Here is a 12886-nt window from a genome sequence, read left to right as displayed (position 1 = left end):
TTATTAAATTTATTCTCCACATTTTTTACATAGGCATTTACTTAAGGGCGATACAACCTCTTATGAAAAAATAAATGTCTCTTATATAGATATTATATTTAATCCAAAACTTTACAATTGACAAAATGAACTGTAATGATTAAACTTACAGTATAATAACTGTAAAATTTTTTATTACATTTAAATATGTTTGCCAAAATATATGTAAGGAGTGTGTAAAAGTATGGTGACTCTTTTTACAACACCCAGCTGTGCTTCTTGCCGAAAAGCAAAAGCTTGGCTTGAGGAACATCAAATTGATTATATGGAAAGAAACATAATATCTAATCCCCTTACTGTCGATGAGATTAAATCGATTCTTCGCTTGACAGAAGAGGGGACTAGCGAAATTATTTCAACGAATTCAAAGGTGTTCAAAGAATTAAACGTAAATATTGAATCTCTTCCGCTTAATGAATTGTACAAATTAATAATCGAGCATCCCACAATGGTGCGCCGGCCAATTATCCTGGACGAAAAAAGATTACAAGTGGGATATAACGAGGATGAAATTCGTAGTTTTCTGCCCCGTAGAATTCGCTCATATTTGTACAACGAATTGCAAAAAGCGGCTAATTAATATGAAACAATAAGGAAAAAATTCTAAGTCTTAACAGTTTAAACTAACCCTGGAACTGAAAAGAAGGACGATCATCTTTAATGTGTAAATATGTTTTTAAAGGAGGTAAAACGGATGATTGAAGTATTCGTGACAGTAAATTATAAAGATCGAAATTACCATACCAATGTGATAGTGAAAAAAGATATGGCATGGAAAAAAATTAAACGGATAGCAAAAGAACAAGTCAAAAAGCAGTGGGATATTTAAATAAAACCAGCCTACCACGGACATTGAAAGCTAAATGGTTGACTAGCTAATCTGTAATGTTTAGTATTACAGTTGTTAATTTTAAAAAAAGATGCAGACAATACATGTAATAGTAAAAAGAAGTTATTGTCCTTAGGAGGCAAGCTCATGAATAGTGATTTTACCCTTGCCATTCATAGTTTATCTTTTCTTGCGCTTCAGCCGGACCGCATGTCAACTAGCGATGCCATTTCAGAAAGTGCTGGCGTCCATCCGGTACGCATTCGAAAAGTGCTAAGTTTGTTAAAAAAACATGGATTTATTAAATCAAAAGAGGGAACTGGCGGCGGATTTATTTTTGAGCTAGATCTTAGTGAAGTAAATCTTTGGGATATATATAAGATAACCTCAGAAGGTGCTCTGCAGCCGAAGTGTCCTGAATCAAATGAAAAGTGTATTGTAGGGGCGAATATGCAAAGAGTACTCTGTAGCATTTTCTTCGGTGCGGAAGAACATCTGGGAGAATATTTAAAGGATTATACAATCAAAGAGGTTGTTGATCTTGTTAATAAGCGTCAGTGACCGGTATGTGGCCGTATACTTCTTTAGCTAAAATGTAATAAAAAAATTACAGATTAATTATAACCAATAATAATACCATTTTAAAAACAGGTGATTGGATTAAGGCAGAATCACGGGATGGCGAATTAATCATTGGTTATATTGAATCACTGTCTAGTATAGAAGGAGTAGTAAAGGTAACCGGTGTTACAAGTGACAATAATCAAACGATTGGCAAAACCATACCTATTTTAAGTAAACAGGTTAAAAAGATGCCTGTTTCTAATGTAACCAACAAGGCACAAATTGAATTTCTCCTAGACCTGGCCTTATCAACAGGGGATAAGGAATGGTTTTTGGCGCTTTCTTCGGAGTTAAACGTGATGAAGCAGCTTGTTAATGGAGTACATTAAAACTTACAGATGGAATTCCGATGCTCGTGACAAGTTAAAGATGCTAGGAATATCAAATGTTTAATGGTAAAGGTTAGTCCAAATAGTGGAACGAATAGGTGCATTATTCCGGGAACGGTTTAATGCACTTTTTAATTTTTTATAGGACTCCCTATTTTATCTTTTTTATGAATATCTCCCGTTCCTGCATCCAATGCAGTCATATAATAGTTGCATTTATGATTTATGAGTTCCATTTTATGGTTTGTGTTGTATTTTGCATATAAACTTTTTGCTTGACCTAGAGTTAACTCTAGGGATAATTCTAGTTTTTGCAAGAGAAAAAGGGAGAAATGAATATCAAAGGGAAGTTAAGTATCTATACCCGGTACAAGTCAATTCTCTTGAAAAATCAAATGATAATGGAGGTTTAAACAAATGATAACAGCTAAAGCGCGAGCAGTCGACGGTCCAGACAAACCGTTTCGAGTTGCTGAAATTAAAAGACGTGACCTTGTTTTACATGATGTTCTAATTGAAATTAAATATGCAGGCATATGCCATTCTGACATCCATACTGCTCACGGCGAATGGGGTCCCGTGAACTATCCTCTTGTACCTGGACACGAGATTGCGGGAATTGTCGCAGATGTTGGTGCCGAGGTAACAAAGTATAAAGTCGGAGACCGAGTTGGGGTCGGTTGTATGGTAGACTCCTGTGGTGAATGTGAGAACTGCCGTAAAGGGGAAGAACAATACTGTCTAAAAGGAAATGTCCCTACCTATGCTGGTGTTGACAAATACGGTGAGCCAACTCAAGGCGGCTATTCTACCCATATTGTTGTAACTCAGGACTTTGTAGTTAGAATTCCAGATAATATTGGGCTTGATGTCGCAGCACCATTACTTTGTGCAGGAATTACGACATATTCTCCATTAAACCATTGGGGAGCTGGACCAGGTAAGAAAGTAGCTGTGGTTGGTATGGGCGGTCTTGGTCATATGGCTGTCAAAATTGCACATGCCATGGGTGCCGAAGTCACCGTTCTATCACAAACTTTAAACAAAAAGGACGATGGATTGCAATTCGGCGCAGACAACTACTATGCTACAAACGACCCTGAAACATTCGAGAAACTTGCCGGAACCTTTGATTTAATTATTAACACGGTAAGTGCAAAAATCGACATTAATGCTTATTTCTCACTATTAACTCTGGATGGTACACTGGTCAACGTCGGTGCGCCAGCGGAGCCGTTGTCAGTTAACGTATTCTCACTGATCGGTCATCGTCGTTCATTTGCAGGTTCAATGATTGGAGGCATCCGCGAGACTCAGGAAATGCTAAATTTCTGTGCAGAACATAATATTGTTCCTAAAATTGAAGTAATCTCGGCTGACCAAATTGACGAAGCCTACGAACGCGTATTAGCTTCAGATGTGAAGTATCGATTTGTGATTGATATCAGCACAATGTAAGTTGTGTAAGCGATAAATATGAAGATATGATCAAGGATGTCCCGAAATCCAGCTTTTGGGACATCCTTTTTAATTGCTTTCCTTAAATATTTTCCTTTACTTTTGAAAATTTCTCCTGAATTTCTTTTAAAAACAGATCAGCAGCAGCGGAAAAAACCTGATGCCAAATAGCACAAAAAAAGGAGGAGGTTTTAGTCCCCCTAATTAGGACTACTTTCAGCTCTAAACTTAACTTTTTTCACCTTTTTTCATCATCTTCTTTAATTTTTCTTCAGTAGAGGAACCCTCGACAGGAGTATAAATGCTACACCAAAAATCAGTATTACCATGAACTTGTAAAGAAGTTAAATTAAAAATCATTTTACCTGCCTTGGAATGTCTAAATTCAATTAATACTTCGGGAGCCATATTTACCTGATTTTCTTGCCATAGGGACTGAAACTCTGGATTAAGATTAGTCATTTCTTCGAGAAATTGAGTGTACCATTCATCCCCCATATGTTGTCCATAATAAACCCGAAAGATGGAAAGAAAGCCTTTCACAAAATGCTCCCAATTGACAGCTAAAGACCTCAATTCTTTCCTAGTAAACACTAAGCGAATTAAGTTTCTCTGTTCAATGGGAATTTGTTCAAAATCCAAAAAAACATAGGCTGCAGCAGGATTCCAACCAACGATTTGGAAATGTCGGTCTGTGATCAGAGTAGGGCAATATTTTAATTCTGTTAAAATTTTTTCTAAAGAAGGGGAAATTTTTGTTTGTAAAACTTCTTGTTTATACACATTTGTGTTTACTTCTAAAGCTAAATCGTATAGATACTTTCGTTCATCGTTATTTAATTGTAGAGCAGATGCTATAGAATCTAGTACAGAAGACGAGACCTTAATATCTCGCCCTTGTTCAAGCCATGTGTACCACGTAGTGCTAACTCCCGCTAACTGGGCGACTTCCTCCCTCCTTAGACCTGGGGTTCTCCGCCTAGTTCCCGTTGGTATTCCTACTGTATGAGGTTGTATATTTGCACGTTTTGACTTTAAAAATTCGGATAGGGCTTCTAATCTAGTTTTGCTATTCATGTTCACATTACTCCTATCTTAAAACGATTATCATATTACTAATTATACTATGATAAACAACAACTTGTAATAGGATAAATACAGTGTGAAAATATAGATAATCTTTACGAGGGGGAATAGATATGGAACGAGTTGTGATTACAGGAATGGGTGTCGTGTCACCCTTGGGAAACAATGTTGAAAAATTTTGGAGGAATTTAGCCGAAGGCAGATCTGGAATTTCTTACATTAATACATTTGATGTTAGTAAACATAAAACCAAAATTGCTGGACTAGTTAGGGATTTTAGAGCTGAAGATATACTTGGTCAGAAGGAAGCTAGGCGTATGGACAGATTTTGTCAATTCTCTCTAGTTGCAGCTGAACAAGCATGGAACGATTCCAAACTGAACATTACGGAAATCGATTTAGAGCGTCTTAGTGTATATGTTGGTTCAGGAATAGGTGGAATTGAGACTTTGACTAAAAATATTGATATTCTTCGAGAAAGAGGACCGCAAAGGGTAAGCCCCACGTTGGTTCCATCGATGATTGCAAATGCAGCTTCAGCACAAATAAGTATTAAATATGGTGCATTGGGACCTTCCATGGCACCTGTTTCCGCTTGTGCAATTGGAAATACTTCTATCGGTGAGGCGTTCAGAATTATTCGGTATGGTATCACTGATATAGCATTTGCTGGAGGGGCTGAAGCAGCCGTAACAGAATTGTCATTAGCCAGTTTTGAAAATGCAACTGCTTTATCTTCAAGGAATGATGACCCAAGTGCTGCTAGTCGTCCTTTTGATTCGAATAGAAATGGATTTGTAATGTCTGAAGGTGCAGGAATCTTAATACTTGAATCATTAACACATGCTTTACGAAGAAATGCACGAATTTATGCTGAAGTAATTGGATACGGTGCTAGTTCTGATGCATATCACATGGTTTCCACTCATCCAGAAGGTAGGGGAGCTTATCTTGCAATGAAAATGGCTTTAAAGGATGCGTCCATTTCTATTGATGATGTTGATATGATTAGTGCTCATGCAACAAGTACAAAGATAGGTGACATATCTGAAACAATAGCTATAAAAAAATTGTTTGGCGAACAGGCATACAGAATACCTGTTACTGCAAATAAGTCGATGACAGGTCATTTATTAGGAGCAGCTGGTGGAGTTGAAGCAATTGTATTAGCAAAAAGCCTGCAGGAGGGTATTATTCCTCCCACTATCAACTTAGAAAAACCCGATCCTTTATGTGATTTAGATTTTGTACCGAACGTAGCCCGACAAACAAATCTCAAAATAGGTCTCTCCAATTCATTTGGGTTCGGCGGGCATAATGCAGTCATTGCTTTGAAAAAATATGAAATGTAAAAATAATTTTTAAAATTGGTTAGAAAATCAACAATACTCTTTAAAAGAAAAATAGCATTATGCGGATTTTAGATTCTTTAGTTATGAAGACAAATGAAACCTGTGGTTAAAGGACGGTTATAAGGGCGATTCTTCAACATGAAGGTCGCCTTTTTCTGTGTGCCAGGCATGTCATTAACTAGGCGGTGCAAGTCCGCTATGGGCGGAGAATAAGAAGGACCTCCGAGGTTAGAATTATGATGAAGGGATAATGAAGAAATAATTCTAATCGGAGGTATATGTATGAATGACAATTATCATTTATGATTCATTTAATAGTCCTGTATTATTATTCATTTTTAGAATGAAGGCAAATTTAAGCTAACAGGACGAGGTTCCTGTCCCCCCGACCCTATATTTGAACTGGAACTTGAATTTCGAATGTAATCTCATTTGGTTTATCTGTGATTGTAATATCGACGTGCATAATTTGCAGCGCATCGCCGGTTATTTGATATCCGGTTTCATCAAGATATTCCAATATCTTACTCAAACTTTCGCTTCGATTCCATAATAATTCCCCGTTATAACGAATACACGCAAATAACCCAGCAGGAACCGTCATTTGACACTGTTTTGGTATTTTTTCTTTATTTTTTGCCACTACAAAAATAATGGATGGTTCTTCATATCGTTTCGCTCTAAGATCCGCTTCCTGGATGATAATGCCTAGTCTATTACTAGCCAGAATTGGTGTCTTCTCGGTGAGCATATTCTCTAACCTTATAACACCATAACTGAGTTCCAAATTATTATTTATTTTTTCATTTAAGGTAATTAACTTCCTTCTTCCTATTTCGCGGAAAAACACCGATTGAAGTTCCTTTTCTTTCGCTACATGCTCCAAGTATCCAATTTTCCCCCGAATATTTTCCTCCAAGTCATGTAACTCGTCCAGTTTTGACACAAGTTCCGTATGCTTGGTTTTCAGAATATCCAAGGACTTATTAAAATTACGTTCATTAAAATAATCCTTTATTTCGTCCGTACTCATCCCAAGTTGCCGCAACTCTTTAATGGTCCCTAAAACTTCATATTGAAAAATAGAATAGTAGCGATACCCCGAATCAGGATCGACATATTGCGGTTTGAATAGGTCAATCCTATCATAGTGGCGTAAGGTCTCCGTCGTTACCCCCCGTAACTTCGCCATTTCGCCAATGGTTAATTTTTCCTTTATTTTCAGTGAAATCACCCCCCTATAAAATATAATACACCTATTGACCTTTGTGTAACAACAATGTTTATAATAAAAATACGAAATCTTTTAAATCATCTAAGAATTAAATTTATTAACACGGAGGGAGTTGAGTTATGAAACAGAAAGCGCTTGCAAGAACACTTACTTTGTCACAGGTTGTTTTTTTAGGGATTGCATGGAATAACCCCATGGTGTTTTTTAATACCTATGGAATTGCTGCCGTTACCTCAAGAGGTGTTATTACGACAGCATACCTTATTGCTTTTCTAGCAATACTTTTTACAGCTCTCAGCTATGGCAAGATGGCGAAAGCCTACCCGATCTCAGGTTCAGCTTATTCCTTTACGCAAAAATCTATTAATTCTGAGGTTGGGTTCATTATCGGTTGGACGATTATGCTGGATTATTTGTTAACGCCTATGGTTACCTGCTTGATGTCCACTGTCTTTTTAAGTGCTGTATTTCCTGGAATCCCGCATTATGTGTTGGTAATTGTGTTGACTGCAAGCATAGTGTCTCCGAGCATACTAGGTGTGGAGATATCAGCAATAACTAGTAAAATTTTTGTTATTGCTCAAGTCATTTTTGTTTGCCTTTTCTGGATATTAACCTTCAAAAGTTTATCAGAAGGAGTAGGAACGGGTAGTCTTTTCTCAATTAAGCCCTTGTTTGATGCAGATGTTTCCTTGTCCGTTATCTTGGCAGGTGCTACCATTCTTTGTTTTAGTTTTCTTGGTTTTGACTCACTCACCACTTTATCAGAGGAAACAATCAATCCCGAAAAAACGATTCCAAGAGCCATTATTATCATGCTATTGTTTATCGGAGTTTTGTATATTGGCTCTTCTTACCTAGCACAATTGGTGAGTCCGGGTATTTCATTCAAACATGCTGATTCTGCAGCCCTTGAAATTGCAGTACTTGTCGGAGGAAATTTATTTAAGTCCATTTTTATTACAGCAGTGATTATTGGTAATTTCTCTTCAGGAATCGCTTCAATTACAAGCGCATCGCGAGTGTTATATGCGATGGGACGAGATTCCGTATTACCCAAAAATATATTTGGATACATTCATCCTAAATTTAAAACACCGTCACATGGCATCATTGTGATTGGCGTAGTTTCTTTACTCGCAATTCTATTAACCCTAGAACAAGTTATTAAGTTTATCAATTTTGGAGCGTTAATTGCCTTTACATCTGTAAATCTGTCTGTAATCGCCCATTATTTTATCAGAAATCATAAGCGTTCTTTTATGGATTGCATTCGGTACCTATTATTACCACTCATTGGTGCAGCGTTTACGATATGGTTATGGTCGCATTTAGAAATGGATGCGTTGATTCTAGGGGGCATCTGGATGGCATGCGGCTTGATTTATCTTGTCTATATGACGAAATGGTTCCGCAAACCACTTCCTGAGTTTCATTTTGATAAAGAAATGATTCCACAGGATGTCCAAGACATTGATCGAGAGGTTATCCCTCAACAGGTAAGGTAAAAATAAAATATTGGAGGTTTGTAAAAATGCTGAAGTTGAAAATGTTTATTAATGGTGAATGGATGGATTCATTAAGCGGAGAAAAGAGTCATGTTGTGAATCCTGCAAACGGTAAAATTATGGCTGAGGCTCCGCATGGAAGTAGAGAAGAAGCCCAAATGGCGATTAATACTGCACGAACAGTTTTTGACTCCGGAATTTGGTCAGACTTACCGGCATCTGAACGTGCATCCTACTTATTTAAAATAGCGGATAAGATTGAAGAAAAGTCAGACGAGCTTAGCAAACTTGAAACAGAGAATACGGGAAAACCCCTTAAAGAATCAGAGTTTGATATTGCTGATACTGTGAATTGCTTTCGTTACTATGCTGGGTTAGTGACAAAGCCAAATGGTCAAACGTATTCTGTTGCCGATCCTGTGCAAGCAATGGTTATTCGGGAACCTGTCGGTGTATGCGGACTTATCGCTCCATGGAATTTTCCATTGTTGACGGGAGCTTGGAAAATAGCCCCTGCGCTTGCTGCGGGAAATACGCTTGTATTTAAACCAGCTGAAATCACTCCAGTCACCACTTACAAATTATTTGAGATCATGGAAGAAGTGGGGGTTCCAGCTGGTGTTGCAAACCTAGTTTTGGGAGGTGGTTCAACAGTAGGAAATGAATTAGCGGAAAACCAAAAGGTGGATCTGATTTCTTTTACAGGTAGTACAGCAACGGGTAGAAGCATCATGAATTCAGCAACAGGAAATATTAAAAACATTTCACTCGAACTAGGCGGCAAGTCGCCAAATATTGTTTTCGCTGACGCAGATTTTGAGACAGCCATCGATTATGCGTTGAATGGGATTTTTACCAATGCCGGTCAAGTATGTAATGCGGGATCCCGTTTACTATTAGAAGAGAGCATTCATGATAAGTTCATTGCTAGATTGGTAGAAAGAGCGAAAAAGATTCAGGTTGGCCCTGGGGATGATTCGTCTACCGAGATGGGTCCGCTTGTAAGTGAAGCCCAAATGAAGAATATCCTTGAATATATTCAAATTGGCTTAGACGAAGGGGCTATATTAGCTTGCGGTGGCAACCGTATCACAAGCAACGGGCTTGAAAATGGTTATTTCTTTGAGCCAACAATATTTGTTGACACCAATCCTGACATGAAAATTGTTCAGGAAGAGATTTTTGGACCAGTTCTTGTCGTTCAAAAGTTTAAAGATGAAGCGGAAGCAATCCAGCTGGCAAATGATACTTCATACGGGCTTGCAGCAGGTGTTTTTTCACAAGATGGCGCCAAAGCTTTGAGGGTTATTAAAAAAGTAAGAGCCGGAATTACCTATGTTAATGCTTATGGCCTTGCCTATAATGAAGCACCGTGGGGAGGTTACAAGCAGAGCGGAATTGGCCGCGGGTTAGGAACCTTTGGTTTGGATACGTTTACTGAGGTAAAACAAATCAATATTAATTTAGATGTTAAGCCAACTGAATGGTTTAGCAATTAATTAAATATAGAAAATATCAACATTAAATTCAAAATATTTAAAAAAATAGGAGGAATTCATTATGTTATGGGACTTTCATTTTAATCTGCCTACATCTATAGAGTTTGGGAATGGAAAAGTAAAGAATATTGGGAAAAGGGCTAAGGAATTAGGTGGAAATAAAGCCCTAATTATTACCGATAAAGGACTTGCACAAACAGGAATTTTGGAAAAAATCACACAGTCATTAGATCAGGAAGGTGTCAATTATATTGTTTATGATGAAATATCACCTAATCCAAAAGATGTAGATTGTGAGAGTGCTTATCAACAGTTTAAAAACGAGAACATCGATCTTTTAATTGGTCTCGGCGGTGGAAGTTCAATGGATACAGCCAAAGCAATTGGGACACTTTTTACACATGGAGGAGAGCTAAGAGAACGTTACGGCGTAAATTTACTAGAACGAGAAATCCCTCCACTAATTTGTATTCCGACAACTTCAGGTACCGGTAGTGAAGTTACAAGAGGTTCTGTCATTACCGATACCGTGACGAAACAGAAGGAGGCGATACTAGATTTGAAAATCGCTCCTAAACTGGCAATTGTCGATCCTGAATTGACTTTAACATTGCCTAAATCGATTACAGCTGCTACAGGAATGGATGCACTTACACATGCAATTGAAGCTTATACCTGCAAAGTTGCTCAACCACTTTCAGATACTTTGGGACTATATGCCATTGAATTAATAGCTAAAAACCTTCCATTAGCAGTAGTAAATGGGCATGATTTAGAGGCTAGGAAAAATATGCTTTTGGGCAGTTTAGTTGCAGGTATCGCCTTTGATAACACTGATCTTGGGGCTGTACATGCGATGGCCGAACCACTTGGAGGACTCTATGATACTCCACATGGAGTGGCGAATTCTATTTTTCTTCCACATGTATTTGAATTTAATATTCCTTCAAATCCAGAAAAGCACGCCATGGTAGCAATCAAGCTTGGGGCAAATCCTGAAGGAAAAACAGTTGAAGAAACGGCGAACGAAGGTGTTGTGTTGTTAAAAGAGCTGGCAAGTAAAATCGGCATTCCTATCTTCCGAGATTTAGGCAATATAAATCCAAAAGACTTCCCTTTCCTAGCCGAAGGAGCCTTTAAACATTTGTGTACTCAGGCGAATTCAAGAGATTTGACAAAAGAAGACTATCTGAACTTATTTCAAAAGACTTATGAGGTGAAAACCACAACTTTAATTGAAAATTAATTGAGAAAAAGTATAAAAGTAGAATTTATAATCTTCGGTTAAGGAATGGCCTGCCAGCAAAAAAACTTGCATAAGGAAAAAGTGTGGATGAAAATTTAGAAGGAGGCAGCATGAATGTCTAATCGTGATGAAAAGCAGTTTTTAAATTTACCATTTACAGGAATTTGTACTTTTGGGAAATACCCAATGTGTGCGAATCTGAACCAGCTAGACGCAGATGTGGCGGTCATTGGGGTGCCTAATGACATGGGTACACAATGGAAATCAGGAGCAAGAATGGGCCCTAGAGGAATCCGCGAAGGCTCTACATTATATAGTTTCGGTCTGGATGGTGCTTATGATATTGAAAACGATATTATGTACCTTGGGCCTGAATGGAAAGTAGTCGACTGCGGTGATGTAGACATGGTACACGGAGATATTATGCAGTGCCATGAGAATACAGAAGAAGCAATCCGAAAAATTATTTCCAAAGGTGCTATGCCGGTTGTATTAGGCGGCGATCATTCCATCACAGCAGCAGTCGGAAAAGGACTAGAAGACATAGGTCCGTTTCATGTGATTCAAATTGATGCCCATTTAGACTGGGCGGATCATCGCTCGGGAATGCGGTATGGTCACGGAAATTGCATTCGCCGCTTATCTGAGCTGGATTACGTTCAGAAGATATTTCAGTTTGGCATTCGCGGGATTAGCAGCAGCAAAAAAGAAGACGTCGAAGCAGCAAGAACATATGGCAGCGTGATACTATCACCGCGTCAGATGAGAAAGATAGGACTTAAGGAAGTGCTGGAGCTAATTCCTGCCGGCGAAAAATATTATGTAACGATTGATATTGACGGAATCGATCCGTCAATTGCGCCTGGAACAGGTACACCTTCTCCAGGCGGCCTCCTCTACGATGAGGTTAATGAATTGCTTGAAGGGATTTCCAAAAGAGGAGAAGTAATCGGGTTTGATTTAGTAGAAGTTGCCCCTCCATATGATCCAACGGGCATGACCGGACAAGTAGCAGCCCGTATTGTACTAGACTTACTCAGCTATGTATTAAAAGAAAAAGAGAAAAAAGTGAATAAAAAATACGGAAAAGAAAAAGAAGAAATGCTTTTTTAATTGGGATTGCTTCCTACTGGGACGAATGGATGTTAATAAAAAGAGAGGAATGCAACGCGCTCCTCTCCTTATTTCTATAGACCCTTTCCTAACTGTATGAATAAGCAAAATATCCTCGAACTGTGCAGCAAGCAAATAGCTTTTTTATATGATAAGTATATGTTAATTTTTGTTCTTGTCCAATTCGATATTTAATGATCTGACATACGATGTTCTATCTAACTATTAATTAAGGTGGTGATATATTATGTCAGATGGTTATGGCGTTAATTTTGCTTTAATCGTGGTGCTTTTCATCCTTTTAATTATTGTCGGTATATCTTTCGTTAAATACTAGTTATCTCTCTCTTGAATTGCAAGTTTGACCTTCTAGAGCTTTTTTTAATAATGGAATCTATTTTGGTTCCTTGTATAATGAAATCCCCAATAAACTTTCAATCAGAAACCATTCCGTCCTGTTCACAAAACCTTCATATTGCACAATTCAAATGCCATCTCTTGACATTCTCCTTGGAACCATTTTGCATATTTTCCAGCCAAAATGGGCAATTTTTATCAGTATAAGACCT

The 12886-nt window shown here is 37.9% G+C and carries 13 protein-coding genes; 11 read left to right on the top strand and 2 right to left on the bottom strand.

Annotated features, from left to right (window positions below):
• Positions 1-223: 223 nt before the first annotated feature.
• The 5 genes from spxA to J7E63_RS16320 all read left to right on the top strand — a co-directional run bounded on the left by spxA (position 224) and on the right by J7E63_RS16320 (position 3279).
• Entirely contained in the window at positions 224-619 is a 396-nt protein-coding gene (spxA, locus tag J7E63_RS16340) for a transcriptional regulator SpxA (RefSeq protein WP_214998689.1), read from the top strand.
• A gap of 114 nt (positions 620-733) precedes the next feature.
• Positions 734-868, top strand: a complete 135-nt coding sequence (locus J7E63_RS16335) for a BA3454 family stress response protein (RefSeq protein WP_215014291.1) — start codon at positions 734-736, stop codon at positions 866-868.
• A gap of 147 nt (positions 869-1015) precedes the next feature.
• The gene (locus tag J7E63_RS16330; RefSeq protein WP_214998692.1) at positions 1016-1429 is read left to right on the top strand and encodes an RrF2 family transcriptional regulator; all 414 of its coding nucleotides are present in this window, start codon (positions 1016-1018) and stop codon (positions 1427-1429) included.
• A gap of 251 nt (positions 1430-1680) precedes the next feature.
• Positions 1681-1821 (top strand): IDEAL domain-containing protein, encoded by a 141-nt coding sequence (locus J7E63_RS30545; protein WP_374193745.1) that lies wholly within the window; start codon positions 1681-1683, stop codon positions 1819-1821.
• Between the two features lie 417 nt (positions 1822-2238).
• Entirely contained in the window at positions 2239-3279 is a 1041-nt protein-coding gene (locus tag J7E63_RS16320) for an NAD(P)-dependent alcohol dehydrogenase (RefSeq protein WP_215014289.1), read from the top strand.
• A 228-nt stretch (positions 3280-3507) separates the two neighbouring features.
• On the opposite strand, the gene J7E63_RS16315 is transcribed toward J7E63_RS16320, so the two are convergent.
• A complete protein-coding gene (locus J7E63_RS16315) occupies positions 3508-4356 on the bottom strand; it encodes a helix-turn-helix transcriptional regulator (protein ID WP_214998698.1) in 849 nt (282 codons plus the stop codon).
• Between the two features lie 122 nt (positions 4357-4478).
• On the opposite strand from J7E63_RS16315, the gene fabF reads away from it, so the two are divergent.
• Positions 4479-5717 carry a beta-ketoacyl-ACP synthase II gene (fabF, locus tag J7E63_RS16310; RefSeq protein ID WP_215014287.1) on the top strand — a complete coding sequence of 413 codons (1239 nt, stop codon included), beginning with the start codon at positions 4479-4481 and terminating at the stop codon, positions 5715-5717.
• A 391-nt stretch (positions 5718-6108) separates the two neighbouring features.
• Here fabF and J7E63_RS16305 read toward each other — a convergent pair whose 3' ends face one another.
• On the bottom strand, positions 6109-6951 hold the full coding sequence (locus J7E63_RS16305; protein WP_215014279.1) for a MerR family transcriptional regulator: 843 nt from the start codon (positions 6949-6951) through the stop codon (positions 6109-6111).
• Between the two features lie 119 nt (positions 6952-7070).
• Between J7E63_RS16305 and J7E63_RS16300 the strand changes: the two genes are divergently transcribed.
• The 5 genes from J7E63_RS16300 to J7E63_RS16280 all read left to right on the top strand — a co-directional run bounded on the left by J7E63_RS16300 (position 7071) and on the right by J7E63_RS16280 (position 12654).
• Positions 7071-8459, top strand: a complete 1389-nt coding sequence (locus J7E63_RS16300; protein WP_215014277.1) for an APC family permease — start codon at positions 7071-7073, stop codon at positions 8457-8459.
• 26 nt (positions 8460-8485) lie between these two features.
• The gene (locus J7E63_RS16295; RefSeq protein WP_215014275.1) at positions 8486-9958 is read left to right on the top strand and encodes an aldehyde dehydrogenase family protein; all 1473 of its coding nucleotides are present in this window, start codon (positions 8486-8488) and stop codon (positions 9956-9958) included.
• Positions 9959-10019: 61 nt separating this feature from the next.
• Positions 10020-11204 (top strand): iron-containing alcohol dehydrogenase, encoded by a 1185-nt coding sequence (locus J7E63_RS16290; protein WP_215014273.1) that lies wholly within the window; start codon positions 10020-10022, stop codon positions 11202-11204.
• A gap of 114 nt (positions 11205-11318) precedes the next feature.
• Positions 11319-12317: an agmatinase gene (gene speB, locus J7E63_RS16285; protein ID WP_215014271.1), complete on the top strand. Its 999-nt coding sequence runs from the start codon at positions 11319-11321 to the stop codon at positions 12315-12317.
• A gap of 247 nt (positions 12318-12564) precedes the next feature.
• A complete protein-coding gene (locus J7E63_RS16280) occupies positions 12565-12654 on the top strand; it encodes a YjcZ family sporulation protein (protein WP_215014269.1) in 90 nt (29 codons plus the stop codon).
• Positions 12655-12886 lie beyond the last annotated feature (232 nt).

The organism is Bacillus sp. ISL-75, assembly GCF_018613095.1.
The sequence above is the reverse complement of the archived record's forward strand: the minus strand, read 5'-3'. Positions and strand labels throughout refer to the sequence as shown.